Source organism: Companilactobacillus mishanensis (genome assembly GCF_003946505.1).
GTDB lineage: Bacteria > Bacillota > Bacilli > Lactobacillales > Lactobacillaceae > Companilactobacillus > Companilactobacillus mishanensis.
Genome location: NZ_RHON01000001.1, coordinates 250,008 through 270,830 on the forward strand (window position 1 = coordinate 250,008; position 20,823 = coordinate 270,830).

Genomic DNA, 20,823 nt, shown 5'->3' on the forward strand with positions numbered 1-20,823 from the left:
AATGGATAAAACACCTAGACATAGCAACGATGATGTCAAACCTATCTCTCCCATCAAGAATTTCTTTAAATGGGTCGGGATCGTTTTGGGAACGATTGTTGGTATTTTCTTAATAATATTCATTTTTTATGCGTTTAAGGCCCCTGCTATAAGTCAAGAAACTTTGCAAAGCGGTGGTTCCTCCACAATAGTTGATTCTAGCGGAGACCAAATTGCATCTCTTGGTGACAATAAACGAAACTATGTGACAATCGATAAAGTTCCAGAACAGATGCAAGATGCGGTCATATCTATAGAAGATAAAAACTTTTATAATGAAACTTTTGGTATCGATCCAGTTAGAATCGTCAAATCAGCTTTCACTAACGCTACTCAAGGTACTCTACAAGGTGGTAGTACTTTGACACAGCAATTAGTTAAGTTGACTGCTTTTTCAACCGATGCAAAGGATCAAACTTTCAAACGAAAAATGCAAGAAGCTTGGTTAGCTATGAAAGTTAGCCATGATTTTTCTAAACAACAGGTTCTCGAATTTTATGTCAATAAGGTTTATCTAGATAACGGTATTTATGGTATCGAAACTGGTGCCAAATACTATTATGGTAAGTCGTTAAGTGACCTTACCTTGCCTCAAATGGCACTATTAGCAGGATTGCCAAATGCCCCAAGTAATTACGATCCATATACACATCCAGATCAAGCAAAGAATCGTCGTGATTTGGTAATTTCAGCAATGTACAACAATAACAAAATTACTAAAGCCGAAGCCGATGAAGCAATTGCTACACCGATCACTGATGGCCTACAACCATACAAGAAAATCACAACTGATGGAAACACAGATAAGATGATCACCGATCCTTACGTTAAAGAGGCTATTTCTGAAGTCCAGAAAAAAGGATTCGATCCTTATCGTGATAATTTAAAGATCACTGTAAATATGGACTATGATGCTCAAAAACGTTTGTATAATATCGTTAATTCTTCAAACTATGTTCAATTTCCAGATTCAAAAATGCAAGTTGGTTCCACTATCGTCGATCCTAGCAATGGTAAAGTTATTGCCATGATTGGTGGCAGAAATCTTGATAATATTCAATTTGGTTTAAACAGAGCGGTCCAAACTTCCAGAAGTAATGGATCAACAATGAAGCCAATCCTGGATTATGGACCTGCCATTGAATATCTAAATTGGTCAACCTACAAGCAACTGGAAGATTCTAAATATACATATCCAGGTACAGACATTGTCCTGCGTGATTGGGATCAAACATACAAAGGACAAATGAGTCTTCGTGAAGCGTTAGTGACATCAAGAAATGTTCCAGCGGTTAAAACACTTGGCGAGGTCGGATTCACTCGAGCTAAAGAATTCGCAGCGAACTTAGGGATCAAGATCCCAAGTAACCAAGGATTATCAGCTGGTATTGGTTCTGATGCTTCTAGTTTACAAGGTGCCAGTGCCTATGCAGCCTTCTCAAATGGTGGTTATTATTACAAACCAAGTTATGTTTCAAAAATTGAGACGGCAGATGGTATCACTCATTCTTATCATTCTGAACCAAAACGAGTGATGAAATCATCTACTGCCTACATGATCACTGATGTTTTGAAAGGTGTGCCAACATCTGCTGGATTTGCTGACTACGCTCAGATTTCCGGATTACATCAAGCTGGTAAAACTGGTACCACTAATTATTCAGATGATTCTATTTCCAGCAATCCCGCATTGAGTGGACAATCAAAAGATTCTTGGTATAACGGATACACTAAGAACTACTCTATGAGTGTTTGGACCGGATATGATTCTCCAAATGCTAATGGTATTTCTTCAACATATCAAAGTGTTGCAGGTAAGATTTACAAAGCTGAGATGGAATATTTGTCGAAACAATCAACTAATTCAGATTGGAGGAAGCCAAGTTCAGTAGTCTCACTTAGAATTAAAGATAACGGTTCTGAGTCCCCTTCTGTAGCATCTCCAAATGCTTCTCCAAGTTCATACACCAGGGAGCTGTTTGTACGTGGACACGCCCCTAACAATCCATACAAGGGCTATTCCAGTTCTTCAAGTTCAAACAGTACTTCTGAGTCAAGTGGTAATGACGTCATAATTAATCGTCGTCCAAGTGATAATGATACTGACTCTGATGAAACTCAAAACAATGAGCAAAACGGAAACACTACTACCGGCGACGGTACGAATAACAATAATCAAAACAATAACAACTCAAATGGCAATAATACCAACAATGGTGGAAACAACAACGGTGGTACTACTGACAACAATAACAATAATGGAAACAACGGTAACACAGGTGATAACACTGGGAACAACAATAATGGAGATACCGGTGGAAACACTAATAACGGCGGTACCCAGGGTGCAAACACCCAAGGTGCTGTTAATGAAAATGAGTAACAAAAAAGGCCAGAGAAGAAATTCTCTAGCCTTTTTTCATTTCATTTTGTTCATTTAGTTCATCACATTGAATAATCAATTCATTTTCTTCTTTGAGTGGATCGATCTTCATAGAATACTTCTTACCATATTCGATCATGGTGTGATGTGCTTGATGTAGTTCTTCAGGTTTTAAGGATCCGACAATAGTTTTCTCAACTTCTAAAACAGAAGCTTTACTATCAACGAAATGCAATCTCTTTGCAATAGCGGATACATGCGTGTCCACTGCAAAAGTAGGCTGTTCAAATACGTCGCTCAGAACCACGTTGGCAGTTTTTCTACCCGCCCCTGGCAATGACATTATTCCCTTTCTAGTCTCTGGTACGATGTCATTAAGTTCGTTATGAATGACACCAGCAGTTTTGATGATATTTTTAGCCTTGTTGTGAAATAGACCCACACTCTTGATTATTTTTTCAACATCAGTCAAGTTTGCATTCATCAAATCAACTGGTTGAGGATATTTTGAGAATAATTCAGGAGTGACTTTGTTGACGGAAACGTCAGTAGCCTGAGCACTCAAAATAACCGAAATCAGATATTGGAATGGAGTTCTAGAATCTAGAGATGGACCAACGGGACCAATATCCTTTTCCATTTCATGAATTGCCCATGCTATTTGTTCTTTAGTTAACATTAGTATCCCAACTTCTTTCGGCGTTCTTGCAATTGATCTGCAGTTTTTATATTGCTCTTTTCCCAACTTATCAAAATTCGATCCATATACTTCAATGAATAAGCCTGATTTAGTACTGCTTCACGTAGTGCCAAGTCAATCAATTTTAAACTAAAATGGTCATCATCGATCCATTGATGAACTTGTTCTTGCTCGATCGGTGATATTGGTCGACCAAATTCAACTTCTATTTTTTTAAATAGTTCTTGAGTATCGGTCAACAACTTTTGGTGCTGATTATGGTTTTCGTTTTGTTCCAATAAAGTATTGATTCGTTCAAAAACTGGAGTCAAATCATAAATATCACGTTGTTGATGATTTTCAATAACTGTCTTTAAATCGATGATTCCGATTTTGATCAAGTTTTGAATAGTGTTATATACTTCCTCTTCGGAATAACCCGTGTGATCAGCCATTAAGGCAGCACGAGGGAATTGGATCCCCTGTTGTGAAAACATCAATAGATTCAAATAAATTATCAAATCTTTTTCAGTCATTCGTAATTTACGATAGTTCTTTATTAATAAATTACTGATGGTTGTATTACCACTGGATAAAAACTCATTAAATATTTTATTTTCCATAAATTACAACTTTCTTCAAATAAAAAAGGTAAAGGCTTCCTGCCTAATACCTTTTTTTATTTTTTATAATTTGTGATTCCAAATTTACAATTTAAATATTATTAATTAGCTGAACACTTTTGCCTGTTTTAAAATCGACCAAATTGTAACCCACGGTGTTGTTTTTGTTTTCAAAAGCAACTTCCCATGTTGGTTTACCTTTATACAATCCTAAATTTATATGCAAAATTTTGGTAGGACTATATCGATCTGCTACACCCTGCAATACTTTTTCACGTAATGGTGCATTACCTTTATCAAATGTTTCTGTTTTACCACTTTTAGCATTAATAATAATATAACGATATTGTTTTTTATTCGTCAATCCACCGACTGCAAAATAACGATCAGTTCTTGTGTAATCACCAAAGTAATCAGGTTGAACGATATTTGCCTTTTCTTCAGCAATAGAATTTGATTGTGATCTTGCACTAGAATACGGTGCAAATGAAAGATTTATATATGTTATCACCGAAACTATAGCTAAAGTAATCAAAGAAATTACTAGCAATATTTTTGTACTTCTATTCATAAGGTCTTCCTTTTACTTAGTCAATTAAACATAGTATAGCAACTTTGCTTTTAATTCAAAAACTGATTTATGTCTTTTTTAATATAAGGCATGTCTTCATTAATGACAGGTAAACCATCTGGTAACGAGTTTAAAATATCTTTACCATAATTTTTGGTCAAAATACGGTTGTCGAGTAACATTATTACTCCCCTGTCACCTGAAGTTCTCACGAGTCGACCAAGTCCTTGACGCAACTGTAAAATTGCCCTAGGTAATGTATCCGCTCTGAAAACATTTATTCCATGCTTATTCATAATTTCTTGTCTGACTTTAACATCGATCATTTCTGGCGATTCAAAAGGAATTCTAGTAACAATCAATATTTCCAGCATTTTCTTTGGAAAATCCACGCCTTCCCAGAAAGAGTTTGCTCCTAAAAGAACTGAACGATTTCCGATGGCAAAACGTTTCTTAATTTTTTCGTTCGTACCAGTAATGCCTTGGGCAAGTATTTCCCACTTTTCTTTGACGTCTGTTTCCATCAATTTTGAATAGACTGCATTCAAAGTTGCTAATGAGTTAAATAATATCATGGTTTGATAGTCCATGTCGTCCAATATTTGAACAATGTGGTCAGTGACCATGCTGTAATATTCCTCATTTGAAAGCGATGTAATATCAGGAACATCACTGGGAATATATATTTTACTATTTTTTGCCATTTCGTTTGAATCCGGCAAGATAAGCATCTGATTGATTTGTTCCTGGTCTAATTGCATATCCATAATAAAATGTGAAAAATCTTTTTGAACTGTAATGGCAGCACCAATTGCAAAAATCTGGCTAAACGAATCAGTTGTCTCTTTGATCAAACGTTTAATATCGTATTGACGCCAACTAAGTTTCATGCTGTTTGGTTCATAATAGTCACGCATGTCCAATTGCACACCAAAGTCTGCATCAGCAGTCTTCAACAATTGCAACAATTCATCTAACCCACTTAGAACAGTTCTTATCTTGGAGTTTTCAATTATCAAGTTAGAAATAATTTTAGAAAGTTCAATTGAAATAAAGTTTTTTTGAAAATTATATTGATCAAAAAGTACATCGATACGATTAACTACCATCGATAATTCAACGATTAAATCTGATAACAAGTCAGTTAATTCCTCGTTATTAGCACCAAATTGTTTCTTATCCATAATCAAAGAAACCATTTGATTACGTTCCTTTAACCCCACTTGATCTTGAATATAATTTTCAAAAATATTGTATTCTAGTCGTTCCATTAATTCCTTTATTGCTTGAAAATGAGATTCCATATCTTGGAGATCTTGATAATTCCATAATTGTGTGGTCACTTCAGTAAACGCATATCTCAAAGTTACACGATTTTGATATAAAATATCGCTAAGTTTTCTAACAAACTCATTTAATTTGAAGAAATCAATCGTTGGCGACGCCACCTCACGCAGGCTGTCGGCAAAGTGGTTAGCTTCATCAATAACCAAATATGAATTGTCCCCCCACATTGTGCTATCGAGATGTCGAGCCAAATATGACTGATTGGTAACCAAAATTAAAGATTCATGATATCTGTTTTGTTGATACGTCCAAAAATCATCATCACTAAAAATAGTTTTCTCTTTAGCTTCACCTCGATGACGAATTATTGTGAACAATGGATTATTATAATTCGTCAAGTGCAGTTCGTTTAAATCTCCGGTAGTAGTCATAGTTAGCCAGACGATAATTTTCATCTTAAGTAAGGCTGTGTGCCTATGACCAAGATAGTTGTCGAGAGCCTCATAAAATCTATCAATATCAATAAAATTGTAGCTACTCTTAACAACTTCAGCATGATAATTATTATTTGTAACTTGATTAAGTAGTGGAATTGCTTGGTCAACTATTTGTTGTTGTAAAACTTTTGTTGTTGTAGAAATAACCAACTTCTGCTGGCTGTTCACCATATACGATAATGGTAGTAAATAACCCAAAGTCTTACCAGAACCGGTTGGAGCCTCAATCAAATTCCATTCCTGGTCTTTTTTACGATTGTTGGCGTTTTTAAAAATATCGTCCATCAAATCAGATTGATTCTGACGATAATCTAAAATCCCTCGAAGCATTTCACGCTTAGTTTTTTCTGACGATGGATAATTCCTATTTTGATCAATTTGTTCACTGACATGAAAGTCTTTTTTTCTTAGAACAAGGCCATTCTTCTCAAATAAATAATCAGGTAAAAGTTGATTATTGTTTTTCCGTTCTTCATATATCTTTTTAAAAACGATATTTGTTTCTCTTATCGTTTCAGTCCCCAAATTAGCCAGCGATTTCAAGGTCATCGTTGGCAACTCGCTGATTCTGCTAACAAGTACTTGGAACAATTTGGCAGTCACCAATGCATCACTATCAGCACTGTGCGGATTATCATGTTCAATACTTAAATAACTAGTTAAGTCCTGTAACTTGTAGCTACTTACAGTTGGAAAAATTATTTGCGATAATTCTACTGTATCGATTGCCTTAACATTTAATTGATTCATCCCTACCCGACTGAATTCACGATTCAAAAATGGTAAGTCAAAATTAACATTATGTGCAATAAATACCCTATTTTTGAGTAGCTTAAAAATCTTCGGTGCAATTGCCTTAAAATTTGGAGAATCTTTTACATCAGAGTCACTCAAACCTGTCAAAGCAGTAATTCTACTTGGAATTGGCACTTCTGGATTTACTTTTTGATTAAAAATTTTGGTAATTTGGCCGTTTTCGATCAAGGCACAACCAAATTGAATGATACGCCCGTTGTCATGCCAATTAGCATTTGTTGTCTCTAGATCAACAACAGCGTAAGAATTTTTCAATATTAAATCACCACTAATCTAATTTCTCTGCTTGATTGATTTGAAGGAAGTAAAGATATTTACCACTAACTTTTTTATCTTTAATAATGGATGAAATGGCTTCAGAATAAAGATTTAATTGTCCAGAATACTTTTCAATAGCATCTTTTAATTTCCCATTTTTAACATTGTCTGTTTTGTAATCAAAGACAATGATACTGGTATCAAGTTCAATCACTCCATCAATAATACCATGAACTAGTATCTTGTCATCATTAGAGTTATCAACATTATCAGATTTAAATAATTTTTTTGCTGGCATCAATATTGAAAATGGATATTCACGACTAACATGATCCTTATTTTCTAATATCAATTTACCCAAATCACTTTGATAAAACTGAACCAGACTGGAGACATTTATTTTTTTACCTACTGCTGGATCAATAACTTTGCTATCTTCCAAACTTTTGATCAATTGTTCGAAATCTTCAGCGTCAGGTGTCTTGTCTAATGATATTTTTTGCAAAACCAAATGAGTTGCGCTACCAACATCAGTCGCGGAAACTTTGGTAGTCTTTTGAAGAAATCTTGGCGTTTTGAATTGATCAAGAACATATCTACCCTTATCAGAAATTATTTCTGATCTAGCCATCTCATTATCATCAGGATCTGCAAACAGACCTTTGATTTCAGAAACTGATTGATAAGCAGTTGTTTCGACCGCCTCTTGATGTTGATATGTAAATCCTAAAATATTATTAACTGTATCTTTAAAAATCTTGGTCGATGGTTCTTCAGAAATCGTAGAATCGACTTTTTTACTTACAGAATCCTTAAGATCATCGGATTCAATGAACTGAAAGTGTAGTTGGCAGTTTTCATTCACCAATTCATTTGAGTCAGGGACTCTTCTACGCTCATCAGATGAAAGTGTACTCATTCCGATCAAATTCTGGTACGTTCTAGCAGCTAATCTAGAACCAGCATTGATAACACCATCGTCTTCTCGTCTGGCGTGATCCCAAGCACTAAGTGTTTTTTCAGAATCTTTTGAATGACCGATCAAAATTAGCTTTTGTTTTGCTCTAGTTAAAGCAACATACAATAATCTCATTTCTTCAGAAACTGCAGAAATCTTCTTTTGATCACTGATAATTGCTCGTTGGATGGTCCTGACATTTGCACGAGTCGTAGTATCCAGGACATTGATCCCAACACCTAATTTAGAATCAAATAAAGTTTCACTTACATAATCCATATTGTTAAACAAGCCATCGATATTCAATAAAATTACAACTGGGAATTCTAGTCCTTTACTAGCGTGGATGGTCATGACTTTAACTGTATCATCGGTTGCTTCAACACTATTTGGTTGAGATAAGTCACGGTCCATCTTCTGCATTTGCTGAATGAACGCAATAAAACTATGGAGACCTTTGAAATTATTTTGTTCATAATTGTTTGCTCGTTGATATAAAGCATGCAAATTAGCAGTTCTTTGCTTTCCTCCAGGCATCCCTGCAACATATTCAAGAATTCCGGTCTCTTGATATATTTTCCAAATAAGTTTGACCAAACTATTTTTGTTGGCAAAATCACGATAACGCTCCAATCGGACAAAAAATGCAGCTAATTTATCTTTTAACTTGGGACGAATATCTTCTGAATCTAAGGTAATGTAATCCTTCATTGCAGTGAAATAGTCATCTGATTTGTTTGCCAAACGGATCTCGGCAAGTTCTTCTTCATTCAATCCAACGATCGGTGAACGTAAAACTGCCACAAGTGGAATATCTTGGCGAGGATTGTCAACTATTTCCAACATAGACATCATGATCTGCAATTCTGTCGTTTGGAAATAATTCTGTGCATCAGTGACCATTACTGGAATCTCAGCTTTAGCAAAGTATGATATCAAATCAGTATTGCTGTTCTTATTTCTAGCCAAAATAGCAATATCTGAATATTTTAATTCCCGATACTTACCCTTTTTACCATCAAAAACCTTAAAATTCTGTTGCTTTAACTCTTTGATCTTTTTGGCGACAAATCGAATCTTACTGATTCGTTTATTTTCGACCACTGAATCATCCATTTCATCTGTTGACTGGTCATCGTTCAATAAATACATCTCAGTGTCAGCATCAACATCATCAGGGAAACTAGTACCTGCCACAAGTTGAACGCTCTTATCGTACTTTACATCACCGATTTGTTCATCGAATATACTTTTAAAAATAGTATTTACAAAATTATCAACGGGGACTGATGAACGAAAGTTTTTGGACAGTTGTATCAATTCATTGGGATTGTCTTCCTTTTGAAATTCTTGATATTTACCAGTAAAAATATAAGGTGCAGCCTGACGGAACCCATAAATAGATTGTTTGATATCGCCAACCATAAACATGTGATTATTCTTGTTTGATAGAAGTTGGATAATATTTTCTTGCATGGCATTCACATCTTGATATTCATCGATCATAATTTCATGAAATCTGTTTTGGTAGAAGCCTAAGGCAACTTTTTGTCCTTCTACTTCACTTGTCAAAATGCTTACGGCTTTGTGTTCCAAATCATTGAAGTCTAGCACATGTTCTGAAGTCTTGATATTGTTAAATTCCTTGATAAAGGCTAATTCAACCTCGACTAGTTTTGCCATAATCTTTTCGGCGTTATGAATTGTGTCCAGAGTATCAGCTTCATTTTGGATGAAAAAGCTATTGACGATGTCCTTTTCAAATTCGGTTTTGACGTCATCCTTTTGTTTCTTGACCAATTTCAAAATTGAATCATCATCAGATAATTCTTTAGTTTCCTTTGAGACTGGTTTGGCGCGACCATACTTAAAACTCAAAACTTGTTCTCTAATTTCATCAAATGTCTTTTCAGATTCAAGAAGATCAATCGTATTCATTATTTGAACGACAGCTGAATTCATTACTGGCGCGTAATTTTGACTCAATGGGTCATCTTTTGCACGTTCAGCAATACTATTCATTTCGTCTATCAAATTCCTTAGTGATTTAATAACTTGAGGTTTAAAGGATTTTTGGTAAAAGTCTGAATCGGTCAAACTATCGCCAACTTGATAACTATTTGTCAGACTATTAAGCCATCCATTAGTGTCATCATTGGTGATCGCAAAATCATAAAGTTTATAAACAGTGTCTGCCAAACCATCATCTGTCTTATCGTTTGAAAAATTTTCAGTTAGATCAAGGAAATCAGCATCGTTTTTCTTGTAGTATTTATTTCTAACGTTATCAAATGCTCTTTGTTGCATCATAGTCTTTTCGGTCTCATCACTGAGTAGACGAAAACTTGGATCAAGATCGATAACATAATAGAATTTTTTGATAACACTCAGACAAAAAGCGTGCAGCGTACTGATATTTGCCACAGATACTTTGAAAATCTGGCTTTGTAAATGTTGTTTATCTTCATCATCAAGTTCACCAGAAGCGACTAGCTCTTTTATTCTGTTTACAAGTCTCTCTTTCATCTCCAAAGCTGCAGCTTCAGTAAATGTAGCCACTAAGAAATTATCGATATTTTCTCCATTTTTTAACATTTCAATGATTCGTTCAATCAGAATGGTCGTCTTTCCTGATCCAGCGGCAGCTGAAACTAATATGTCATGTCCATGATGAAAAATAGCTTTATTTTGATCTTCTGTCCATTTGGGCATTTTCAGCACCACCTTCCAAAATACTCTTGATTCGGTTCAAAACATCGGTCTTATCACGTTTTATTATTTCGTGATACTCATTCTCTGGTAACATTGCATCAAACTGTAAGATCGAACGGTAATCACTAAATTGCAGACCTGTATTCTCCTGGCTATCACGGTAAGGATTAATTTGTAATTTACCGGAATAAATTTTCTCGCCAGCATTTGTGATCAAGTGTTTGTTGTAATTTAAAATTTTAAATAGATCATCATCGCTAATGGCATTTTTAGGATTAATAGAAACCCCACTTTTAGCATTTTTTAGTGGAAGAATATTGGATGAACGACCTGATATCAAATTATCAAGATTACTGATCAACTCTTCATCATTAACGATCAATCCATCAAGTTTGAACTGTTTAAGTAATTCTGTCTGCAGGTCTACACCCTTTTTCAAAGTGATTTTTGGATTTTGAATGTGTGAATAGAAGGCTCCAGCTATCCTGACATCCAAGTTTTTCGAAAACAGATTCTTATTAGCAACTAAATTTTGAAGATAAGTTGGCATTTGCATCGTCAAACCTTCAAGAAAGGCATCAAATGCGAATTTACGGGCACTGGATTTGTAATCAATAACCGCCAGGTAATCAGCATCCTTTAATGTCATTTGATCAATTCTGTCAATTTTTCCACGAACATTAATAACATGTCCCCCAGAAATCTTATATGTCAGTCCAGGTAAATCTTGATGATTATTTCTGATTCTACCGAAGGCAACCTCAGTAGCAGTCGGTTTAAATTTGTTTCGACTCAACTGTTGTTTGATTGCATTCACTAGTTGCAACAGTGTCGTTTCTGCTTTTTTTGATAGATAACCCATACGATCTGATGATAGATAAATTTTATTTTGAGGTAATTTCAACTGCTCTTGAAAAATTTGACCGACAAAATCCTTTAATTGTGTATCATTTAAATCTCTGATATCGACATCTTTTTGATTGATCAGCTTAACAAATCCATCCAGAACTGCATGATATAGCGAACCATTTTGGGCAGGTGTAATTTCAAATAATTGTCGTGGCTTCAAACGCAAGCCATATTTTAAGAAGTACTCATATTCGTTTTGGTAGAAAGTTTCCAAACGAGAAATAGAAACATTGATGTTATTCCCGTATAGCTTTTCGACTACCATTGGATCGAGATTTGTTGGGACATTCTGATAATTTAGAGAACTCAACGCAAATTTTGAGCGGTCCGAATCGCTACTTAAAAGAGTATTTTGAATATATTTCCACTTGTTTGATAATGAAGTTTTATTGTCCAATGAAGCTCGAGAAACTCGGATCAGATAGTTTAATGTAGAATCCTGTGAACCTACGTACCTCAAAATATTGTTTTCACTAAGGTCATCAGGTTGAGGGTTGAGTAAAACATCTTCAGTCGATATATTGAAATGTTCAATTATTCTTATCACGTAACTTGATAGGTCCTGTTGCTTATTGTCATCAGTAAAATTTGGATAAGTAAAAATCAACCGTTCAGAAGATGTGCTGAACGTCAAATCATGCAAATATGGCTCTGAATTGTTCATTACTTCGTCTGAAGCGTTCAAGTACTTTTCTGAAGATAGATTTTCTGAGATCAATTGACGTTCTTCGTCTGCAATAATACCGTTGGAGACTGAAGTTCCTGGCATATTGTTGACGGTAGAACCCAATATTAAAGTGATTTTTCGATTATTAGGTTGAACCATTCCAATTTCAGAAATATTTACGGCATCCAAAGTTGATGGAATTTGTGAATACTGAGCGCTCTCAAATGCTGAATCAAGTATCTCAATGAATGATTGGCTGTCAAAATTGGTATCGCCAAATACACTGACGTATTCATCCAAAATATCATTGAATTTATCAACGACCTGTTCTGGTTGGTCAGCAATAGTCAACTCATTTTGTTCAATGGCTTGGTTTTGCCATTCTGTCAATCTTTGAAAGACCCCGTTTTGTGTCAAAAATTCATATAGAAAAGAAGCAACATCAGTGGCAGAATGAGTTTCACTCAAGAAGTCATTGAGCTGGGTATAGATCTCAGATAAATAGTTTTTAATTCTATTTATCGATTGATAATCGTTGATGATGTTTTTATCAATTTCTTCATCTAACGTAGCGTCTGATTCAAATTCTTTTCCTAACCATCTACGTCGAGTGATTCCATTTGCAAGGACGTAATTCTCAGTCAAATCTACAGCATCCCTAAATTTTGCAATATTGTCATTTGCAAACCCTTCTGGAATCAGAAGTTCCGTACGTAAAATTGAAATGGCATCATCACTTTGAAAACCGTGATTAACTAAATTAAATAGCAAGTCTATCAGTTGTTTAAAGGGATGGTCAGTCATCTTTCTTTGAAGATCGATAAAATATGGCAATTCATTTTCATCCATGAATGCTTCTACAAAAGAACTATATTGATTCAAATCGCGTGCCAAAATCAAAAAATCGTTATAGCGATATCCTTGATTTGCGACCATCTGGCGAATATAAGTACTTACAGCTGATACCTCAGTCTGTTTATTGGTACACTTCCAAACTTGAACAGAATTCCGTGAGTCGAAGTTGCTGGCCTTGATTGGTTGTAAAGTGCTAGATTGTATCCAATAATCTTCTAATTTCGCCAGGTCATCACTGATCCTGTTCTGCTTAGCAAAATAATTATAGAATGCTACACCATTTTCGTGTGCATAATTATAGAGTTGGTTATATGTTCCAGCTGGTCTGGCATAAAAGTCAGTTTTGTCGATTGGTTTAATAGCTGGATTTTCGAGAACTAGTGAAATATCGACATTAGCACAATTAATTAGCATTGATTTTATAACTTGTAATTCAACCGCTGTAAATGTAGAAAAACCTTCGACATAAAAATGAAAATGTTTGGAATTAAGTGATTTATTGAAAAAATCTGCTAAGGCATCCATTTTGAAATTGTTTGTAGCAAATTGGGCTATTTGTTCACAATAATTTTTATAAATTAAGTTGATTTCATCAATTTTCCCAGTAAATAATTCATCTGACTTTTCTGATAATACTTTGGAAATGTCTTCTGGAGCAACTTCCCCATTTTGGAATTCTGTAAACTGAGACGATAATTGATCAATGAAGCCCGGTTTGTTTGACATCCCTGACAAAATTTTTAAGTGAGATTTTTGTTGATTGATAATATTACGGATTATCATTGCTGACTTTGTATCTGTTAAAGTTTCAGTATTGAAAATATCAGTCCCACGCAAAAAATACCAAGCTAATCGAGTGAGTGAGAAACATTGAACTTTGTTTGTCGCCACCAACCCATCAATTCCTTGGATATCACCGAAGTCTTTTAACATATTTATTTCGGATTCAAATTTTATATGATTAGGTACAATAAAAAAGAATTCATCATTTTTAAATTTACTAAAATCATCGCTAAATAGCTTCATTATTTCATGATGATGATCTTGTTGATTCTTACCTAGAATAAAATTAAGCGTCATAATATATCTCCTTGTAAAAATTCTATCATAGTTAAACCTTCAGACAGTGGAATTATGTTTCGAGTATGTATAAAATATATTCTTAGAGAAACTGAGGTGAATGCTGTGCGTAACGGTATTGGAAAAAGTCATGGAAAAATGATCATGATGGGAGAACATGCTGTAGTTTACAATTATCCAGCTATTGCACTCCCTCTTGTTAGTATCCCAGTAATAATTAGAGTAAAAGAAAATTCAGATAAAGTTCTTTCTTCAAATTACTTTGTTGGAAAGATTTCTGAACTACCCGAATCTTTATCTGGAGTCAAATATTTAATTTCCTTATTAGATGATGATTTGAACAAGGAACAATTGAATTACGCAATGTCGATCGATAGTGGTCTTCCTATTGAACGTGGGCTTGGTTCGTCTGCTGCAATTGGTGCAGCAATTACCCGAGCAATGTTCGATTTTTTTGATGTTGAACTTGATAATGAGACATTGCTGGATTATATCAATAAATCAGAAACCGTAACTCATGGTAAAGCTAGTGGACTTGATGCGAGAACAGTTATTTCTGACTCGCCGATAAAATTTACCAAAGACAAACAAGTCGAACATTTTACATTTAATTCGGACGGTTTTATAGTCATAGCAGATTCAGGAATCAAAGGTAAAACTAAGCAAACTGTATCTGACGTTAGGTCGATGTACGACAATGATCCCATAGCAATCGGAAACAAGTTAGAACAGCTGGGGAAATGCACAGATTCCACCATCAAAGCTTTACAAACAAACAACCTTAAATCGTTGGGACAAACTTTCAATCATGCTAACGATATTTTAACCGATTTAAATTTATCTGTACCAAAAGTTGATTTGATGATAAATGCTGCTAATAATGCTGGTGCCTTAGGCAGCAAAATTACTGGTGGAGGTAGAGGCGGCTGTATAATATGCCTAGCTAAAAATCTGACCAGTGCACAAATGATTCAAAAAGCACTCATTAAAAATCAGGCAGAACAAACGTGGATCCAACCACTTTCAATTTATGAAAACGAGGACTGATTCGTTGACCAAAATTGCACGCGCATACACAAATATTGCCCTTATTAAATATTGGGGGAAAAAAGATAAGACTTATAAAATACCTTATACTGACAGTCTTTCATTAACGTTGGATAGATTTTACACAGATACTAAGTCTGAAGTGATCAATTCAGACAAAGATGTCGTATTTTTGAACAATCAAGAATTAGATGATTCGAAAAGTTTAAGGATTCGTAATTATTTGGATACAGTCAGAAAAATGTATTCGTTTGACGAACATTTCCAAATCAATTCGACCAATCATGTGCCAACATCTGCTGGTTTTGCGTCTTCGGCATCTGGATTTGCAGCATTAGCAGCCTCAATCAATAGCACAATGAATCTTGACTTATCCAAAAAATCACTTTCAATATTGTCTAGAAATGGCTCTGGATCAGCCAGTCGATCCATATTTGGAGGATTTGTACAATGGCATGCCGGAACAAACAACGACACTTCCTTTGCTGAACCAATTGATGAAAGTCCTGATATTGGCATAGTTTTGCTTTCAGTGGTAATTTCTAAGGCGGAGAAATCAATTTCATCAACCACAGGGATGGAATCTTCAGTAAAAACCTCCCCTTTTTATTCAAATTGGAGTACACTAGTGGCTTCAGAACTAGTCGAAATTAAGCAAGCAATTGCTAATAAAGATCTTCAAAAAATTGGAGAGATCTCAGAACACAATGCTATGTCGATGCATGCATTGACCTTGTCTGCGAATCCTCCTTATACCTACTTTGCGCCTGAAACTATACAAATTTTAAACATAATAAAAAAGTTAAGAAATAATGGAATTCTCGCATATGCTACTATAGATGCTGGTCCTAATGTTAAAATAATTTGTAGCAAGGAATCGGTACAAAAGGTCAAAGACTTCATTGAAGCTAATATAACAGGTATCTCCACTGTTGAAGCCCACATTGGTCGAGGTATAGAATACATTTGATAAACTGAAAGGTATGATATTTTGTCTACAGGAAAAGCACCTGGAAAATTATATTTGGCAGGAGAATACGCTGTTGTAGAAACTGGTTTTCCAGCAGTAATAGCTTCTGTAAATCAATATGTGACCGCAAGAGTTACAGAATCTGAAAACGGTGGAACCATTCAATCGAAGAATTTAAATAAAGAATTGATCCACTGGAACAGACAAGGTACAGAATTAGTATTTGATGATACTGAAAGTCAATTACAGTACATCTTAACTGCCATTAAATTTGTTGAAAGATATGCTCTCGAGAAACAAAAGAAACTAGCATATTACGATTTATTAGTTACAAGTGAACTTGATTCAAAAGACGGTAAAAAATTTGGATTAGGCAGTTCCGCTGCAGTTACAGTCGCAGTTGTGAAAGCTCTTGGTGACTTTTATCAGCTTGAATTATCTGAAATGGACGTTTATAAATTAGCTTCTATTGCTCACTTATCGGTTCAAGGAAACGGTAGTCTTGGAGATATTGCCGCTAGTGCCTTCGGTGGAATCGTTGCTTACAAATCACCAGATCGTAACTGGGTATTCAATATGGTACGAAACCATAGCCTCGGAAAGTTACTCAAATTAAATTGGCCAAACTTAAGGATCGACCCTTTGACATTGCCAAAAGAATTGGAATTGGTAGTTGGTTGGACGGGATCCCCTGCATCAACTTCTATCCTAGTTGATCGTATTGCCTTAACTAAAGCTCAAAAAGTTGAAAAATATCAACACTTCTTGAAATCAAGCCGTCAAAATGTTGAAAAACTAATTGAAGGTTTTAAAAATAATGATGCCGAACTAATTAAAGAAATGATCAGTCATAATCGTAAAATACTAACTGATCTGGCAAATTTCAGTAATGTTCATATTGAAACAAAATTATTAACTAAACTATGTGACATTGCAGAAAAGCTCGGCGGTGCAGCCAAAACATCTGGTGCAGGTGGTGGTGACTGTGGAATCGTTATCGGCAATAAGAATATCAATATCGCTACTCTTAAGTCAGAGTGGGAAAAAGTTGGAATCACTCCCCTACCATTAAAAATTGGAGATATTATCGAACATGCCTAAACAGGATGAACAAATTCAACGTAAGGTTGAACATTTATTCTTAGCAGAAAAATATTTTACAGATGAGTCTTATGCCGGTTTTGAAGGTGTAAGGCTTATTCATAATGCAATTCCGGAATTATCAATGTCCGAAATAGACACCAGCGTTGATTTCTTGGGATTTAAAGCCAGCCATCCTTTTTATTTTAATGCCATCACCGGTGGTTCAAATCAGTCAGAAAAATTTAATTCTGAACTTGCAAAATTAGCGAATGACTTTAACATACCTGTTTCTAGTGGTTCGATGGGTGTCTACTTAAGGATTCCTGAAACTGCTAATAGTTTTAAAGTTCTTAGAGAAAATGATCCAAAAGGATTTGTTATCGCCAATGTCTCAGCCAAAGCAAACGCAAAACAAGCTCAAAAGGCAATTGATCTCATTGACGCCAATGCCCTTCAAATTCATCTAAACGTTCTGCAAGAACTAGCCATGCCTGAAGGTGAACGTGAATTTTATTGGTTAGACAATATTAAAGACATCGTTTCAAATGTAAATGTTCCAGTTATTGTCAAAGAAGTAGGATTTGGTTTAAGCCAAGAAAATATTCGCCAGTTGAAAAAATGTGGTGTTAAAAATATCGATATTTCTGGCTTTGGTGGTACTGATTTTGCTGAAATCGAAACCGCTAGAAATCATGAACTAGATTTAACATATTTAGATCAATTTTCATTATCAACTGTGGAATCTCTGCTCGAAGCCCAATCAAGTCTTGATGATACAACCATATTTGCTTCTGGTGGGATTCGCACCGCAATGGATATCGTTAAAGCTTTGAAATTAGGAGCTACCTCAGTCGGAATCTCAGGATTAGCTTTACATCACCTTCAAAAGTTCTCTTTAGACGAAACAAAATTACTTTTTGAAAGTATTTCTGTACAAATAAAAATCATCATGGCAGCCATTGGCGCTAAAAATATTCAAGAAATCAAAAAAGCCCCCATCCTTTTTGATGGAGACTTGAAAGATTATGCAATTCAAAGAAATATCGTGTTACCTTCTTAATCCTTTGGGATAAACGTTTTTTATCTCTTTATTGGAGTATCTTCCCCAACTGAATAATTTATTTTGATAACTGAGCCCAATCCATTTGTTATTGAAATCAGGTTGCTTTTCCAATATTACGGACTCACCGTGAAGATACTTTCCGAATTGATCATCACTTAAATCATAAATAATTTTTAATTCTTTAGGTTCGATAGCTAATATCATTGCGATATCAGGTTCGAATCTATTTTTTTTGAATTCACCCAATTTAAGCCCATTTCGTAAAACGTGTAACTTCTTAAAACGAGAATCAAGGGATGCGGGATTGTAAAGATAATCAGCAATATGTAAATAGTTGCTGTATGGATTTTCTTGCAGGTTTTGCTTGATGAACTTATCAAATAACTGTGTATCTTCTTTTTTCATACCAGAGTTAAGTTCACGAGACTTTGTATTTTCAGCTGTTCCAACCTTCTGCATCTTACAAATGAAATGTCCTTCACCATTAAATTGATCAGGAAACATTCTCAATGCTTTAGTTAGGTTTTGATTATCATTTCCCCATTCTGGTTTTCCGTCTTCCATTCCAGGGTATTTTTTTATCTCAACAATTTGCATATCAGGATATTTGTTCAAAAAGTAATCAATATTTTCTTCATTTTCTTCTGGAGAAAATGTACAAGTGCTGTAGACAAAAGTTCCACCATTATTTAACAACTTGTAAGCTGAATCCATAATATGTTTTTGACGGTTTGCACATGATTCCACATACTCTTGCGACCAATATTTGACTGATTCTGGGTCTTTTCTAAACATTCCTTCGCCAGAGCATGGAGCATCTACCAAAATTTTATCAAAATAATTGTTAAAGCCTTTTTCAAAATCCTTTGGTGAATTGTTTGTTACAACTGTGTTTCTAATACCCATTCTTTCAACGTTTGAAGACAAAACCTTAGCACGCTTATAATTTATTTCATTGCCCACTAAAAGCCCTTCAGAAGCCATTTTGGAGGCAATATGGGTAGTCTTGCTTCCGGGCGCTGCACAAAGGTCTAAAACTGTCTCCCCTGGTTTTGCATCCAAGACCTCAGCAACATACATCGCACTTGGTTCTTGACTATAAATATAACCAGAAAGATGATCGATAGAATTTCCGTCGATATCACCGTAAAAGCCAATATCTGTATACTCAATTGGTCGTTCTAAACTCTCTGTCAGAGTTTTGTAACCAGGTTTCAGTGGATTGATTCGGAATGCATTCTCACTTTCAGTTTCAATCGCTGAAAATAATTTTGGTGCACGGTCACCTAATAGATTAGTATATTTTTCTTTAAACTCTGAACTTAGATTCACATTCATCGGTTAATCTTCACTCCGTTTTTTTACAAAATAAATTTGATATATTCCCACAATAACAGTCGCCAGCATGGACAAGATCAAGTAAGTGTTAAGGGTCGAATAGCTAATGATCACGATTCGCCAATTGATCCAAATGTAACCTATAACATACGGAATCATGGTGAATAGTAGATATCTTAGTAATAATCCATTTCGATAATTGTTCTTCAAATCACCGGTCAACTGAGTCTTCTTAACGTCAAATCTCAACGGTAACAAGATGTATATATCTACAGCAATCAGGGCTAAGAAAATCAATAATAATGACAAAATATATAAGTTATCACTTTTGTTTGTTTGTACTTCACTAAAGTCGTCTGATTGTGGACTATATTTATGAGTTGAATTAACTTTTATTATCTTTTTCATCTTCGTGAGATCAGATTTATTAGATAAAACTCGGCCATCAACAACAGGTATCAGTTGATTTAACTTTTTATTAGATTTTGGTTGCGTTGGTGATAATGAGACTAAAGTCTGTTCATTTAGAATATCAGCATTATTAAATCCAATATTCCCGATAACTGAAATATATCGCTTGTCCGTTTTGATATATTCCTGACTCTGAGGTTTATAGCTTGTGGTTTCAGACTGTTGTCCTTGTACAGCAAAAGGTATCTCAGACTTGAAGTCAGTCTTTGAAAAATATCTACCTGACACGGTCGGAAGTTTTCTTAACAGATTATGACTATAAATATAACCAAAACTACTGTTGCTCTTATCAAAGAAGATAATTTGATAGTCTGATAACTTTGCTTTACTCAATGCTTCAACTGTTGAAGTCAAGTTTCGTTTTGAACTTGTCTTCATAACTGTCGCATCATCACTCATGCCCAGCCGGTTCATTGTATTATTGTATTTGATCGAATCACTCTTAGAAACCGCAACAGCAGCCAAAAGGACTAGAAGAAAAATAATAATACTAGAAATAATTTTTTTCATCTAAGTT

At 34.9% G+C, this 20,823-nt stretch carries 13 protein-coding genes; 5 read left to right on the forward strand and 8 right to left on the reverse strand.

Annotated elements, in window-relative coordinates:
- The first annotated feature begins 1 nt into the window (after nucleotide 1).
- A complete protein-coding gene (locus tag EKM63_RS01215) occupies nucleotides 2–2,422 on the forward strand; it encodes a transglycosylase domain-containing protein (RefSeq protein ID WP_125702906.1) in 2,421 nt (806 codons plus the stop codon).
- Between the two features lie 25 nt (nucleotides 2,423–2,447).
- Here EKM63_RS01215 and EKM63_RS01220 read toward each other — a convergent pair whose 3' ends face one another.
- The 6 genes from EKM63_RS01220 to EKM63_RS01245 all read right to left on the reverse strand — a co-directional run bounded on the left by EKM63_RS01220 (nucleotide 2,448) and on the right by EKM63_RS01245 (nucleotide 14,334).
- Nucleotides 2,448–3,101, reverse strand: a complete 654-nt coding sequence (locus EKM63_RS01220) for an endonuclease III domain-containing protein (RefSeq protein ID WP_125702908.1) — start codon at nucleotides 3,099–3,101, stop codon at nucleotides 2,448–2,450.
- Nucleotides 3,101–3,724 carry a DnaD domain protein gene (locus EKM63_RS01225; RefSeq protein WP_125702910.1) on the reverse strand — a complete coding sequence of 208 codons (624 nt, stop codon included), beginning with the start codon at nucleotides 3,722–3,724 and terminating at the stop codon, nucleotides 3,101–3,103. The genes EKM63_RS01220 and EKM63_RS01225 overlap by 1 nt, the downstream gene beginning before the upstream one ends.
- 91 nt (nucleotides 3,725–3,815) lie before the next feature.
- On the reverse strand, nucleotides 3,816–4,295 hold the full coding sequence (locus EKM63_RS01230; protein WP_125702911.1) for a hypothetical protein: 480 nt from the start codon (nucleotides 4,293–4,295) through the stop codon (nucleotides 3,816–3,818).
- Between the two features lie 50 nt (nucleotides 4,296–4,345).
- Nucleotides 4,346–7,150, reverse strand: coding sequence for a helicase C-terminal domain-containing protein (locus tag EKM63_RS01235; protein ID WP_125702913.1), 2,805 nt, complete (start codon nucleotides 7,148–7,150; stop codon nucleotides 4,346–4,348).
- 13 nt (nucleotides 7,151–7,163) lie between these two features.
- Nucleotides 7,164–10,823, reverse strand: coding sequence for a helicase-exonuclease AddAB subunit AddA (addA, locus tag EKM63_RS01240; RefSeq protein ID WP_125702915.1), 3,660 nt, complete (start codon nucleotides 10,821–10,823; stop codon nucleotides 7,164–7,166).
- The gene (locus tag EKM63_RS01245; protein ID WP_125702917.1) at nucleotides 10,795–14,334 is read right to left on the reverse strand and encodes a PD-(D/E)XK nuclease family protein; all 3,540 of its coding nucleotides are present in this window, start codon (nucleotides 14,332–14,334) and stop codon (nucleotides 10,795–10,797) included. Before EKM63_RS01245 ends, addA begins: the two co-directional genes overlap by 29 nt.
- 105 nt (nucleotides 14,335–14,439) lie before the next feature.
- Here EKM63_RS01245 and mvk point away from each other — a divergent pair, with 105 nt between their 5' ends.
- The 4 genes from mvk to fni are packed head-to-tail and all read left to right on the forward strand — an operon-like array spanning nucleotide 14,440 to nucleotide 18,494.
- A complete protein-coding gene (gene mvk, locus EKM63_RS01250) occupies nucleotides 14,440–15,381 on the forward strand; it encodes a mevalonate kinase (RefSeq protein ID WP_125702919.1) in 942 nt (313 codons plus the stop codon).
- 4 nt (nucleotides 15,382–15,385) lie between these two features.
- On the forward strand, nucleotides 15,386–16,351 hold the full coding sequence (mvaD, locus tag EKM63_RS01255) for a diphosphomevalonate decarboxylase (RefSeq protein WP_125702921.1): 966 nt from the start codon (nucleotides 15,386–15,388) through the stop codon (nucleotides 16,349–16,351).
- A gap of 21 nt (nucleotides 16,352–16,372) precedes the next feature.
- Nucleotides 16,373–17,452: a phosphomevalonate kinase gene (locus tag EKM63_RS01260; RefSeq protein WP_125702922.1), complete on the forward strand. Its 1,080-nt coding sequence runs from the start codon at nucleotides 16,373–16,375 to the stop codon at nucleotides 17,450–17,452.
- On the forward strand, nucleotides 17,445–18,494 hold the full coding sequence (gene fni / locus EKM63_RS01265) for a type 2 isopentenyl-diphosphate Delta-isomerase (protein ID WP_125702924.1): 1,050 nt from the start codon (nucleotides 17,445–17,447) through the stop codon (nucleotides 18,492–18,494). The genes EKM63_RS01260 and fni overlap by 8 nt, the downstream gene beginning before the upstream one ends.
- On the opposite strand, the gene EKM63_RS01270 is transcribed toward fni, so the two are convergent.
- Together EKM63_RS01270 and EKM63_RS01275 are read right to left on the reverse strand one after the other, a co-directional pair.
- On the reverse strand, nucleotides 18,483–19,835 hold the full coding sequence (locus EKM63_RS01270; RefSeq protein WP_125702926.1) for an RsmB/NOP family class I SAM-dependent RNA methyltransferase: 1,353 nt from the start codon (nucleotides 19,833–19,835) through the stop codon (nucleotides 18,483–18,485). The genes fni and EKM63_RS01270 overlap by 12 nt on opposite strands.
- 3 nt (nucleotides 19,836–19,838) lie before the next feature.
- Complete coding sequence (locus tag EKM63_RS01275) at nucleotides 19,839–20,816, reverse strand: hypothetical protein (protein WP_125702928.1); 978 nt, start codon at nucleotides 20,814–20,816, stop codon at nucleotides 19,839–19,841.
- Nucleotides 20,817–20,823: the final 7 nt, after the last annotated feature.

Bases quoted from the DNA above. Each gene is read 5' to 3' on its own strand.
- EKM63_RS01215 (WP_125702906.1), top strand. From the start codon at position 2: ATGGATAAAACACCTAGACATAGCAACGATGATGTCAAACCTATCTCT.
- EKM63_RS01220 (WP_125702908.1), bottom strand. From the start codon at position 3,101: ATGTTAACTAAAGAACAAATAGCATGGGCAATTCATGAAATGGAAAAG.
- EKM63_RS01225 (WP_125702910.1), bottom strand. From the start codon at position 3,724: ATGGAAAATAAAATATTTAATGAGTTTTTATCCAGTGGTAATACAACC.
- EKM63_RS01230 (WP_125702911.1), bottom strand. From the start codon at position 4,295: ATGAATAGAAGTACAAAAATATTGCTAGTAATTTCTTTGATTACTTTA.
- addA (WP_125702915.1), bottom strand. From the start codon at position 10,823: ATGCCCAAATGGACAGAAGATCAAAATAAAGCTATTTTTCATCATGGA.
- EKM63_RS01245 (WP_125702917.1), bottom strand. From the start codon at position 14,334: ATGACGCTTAATTTTATTCTAGGTAAGAATCAACAAGATCATCATCAT.
- fni (WP_125702924.1), top strand. From the start codon at position 17,445: ATGCCTAAACAGGATGAACAAATTCAACGTAAGGTTGAACATTTATTC.
- EKM63_RS01270 (WP_125702926.1), bottom strand. From the start codon at position 19,835: ATGAATGTGAATCTAAGTTCAGAGTTTAAAGAAAAATATACTAATCTA.
- EKM63_RS01275 (WP_125702928.1), bottom strand. From the start codon at position 20,816: ATGAAAAAAATTATTTCTAGTATTATTATTTTTCTTCTAGTCCTTTTG.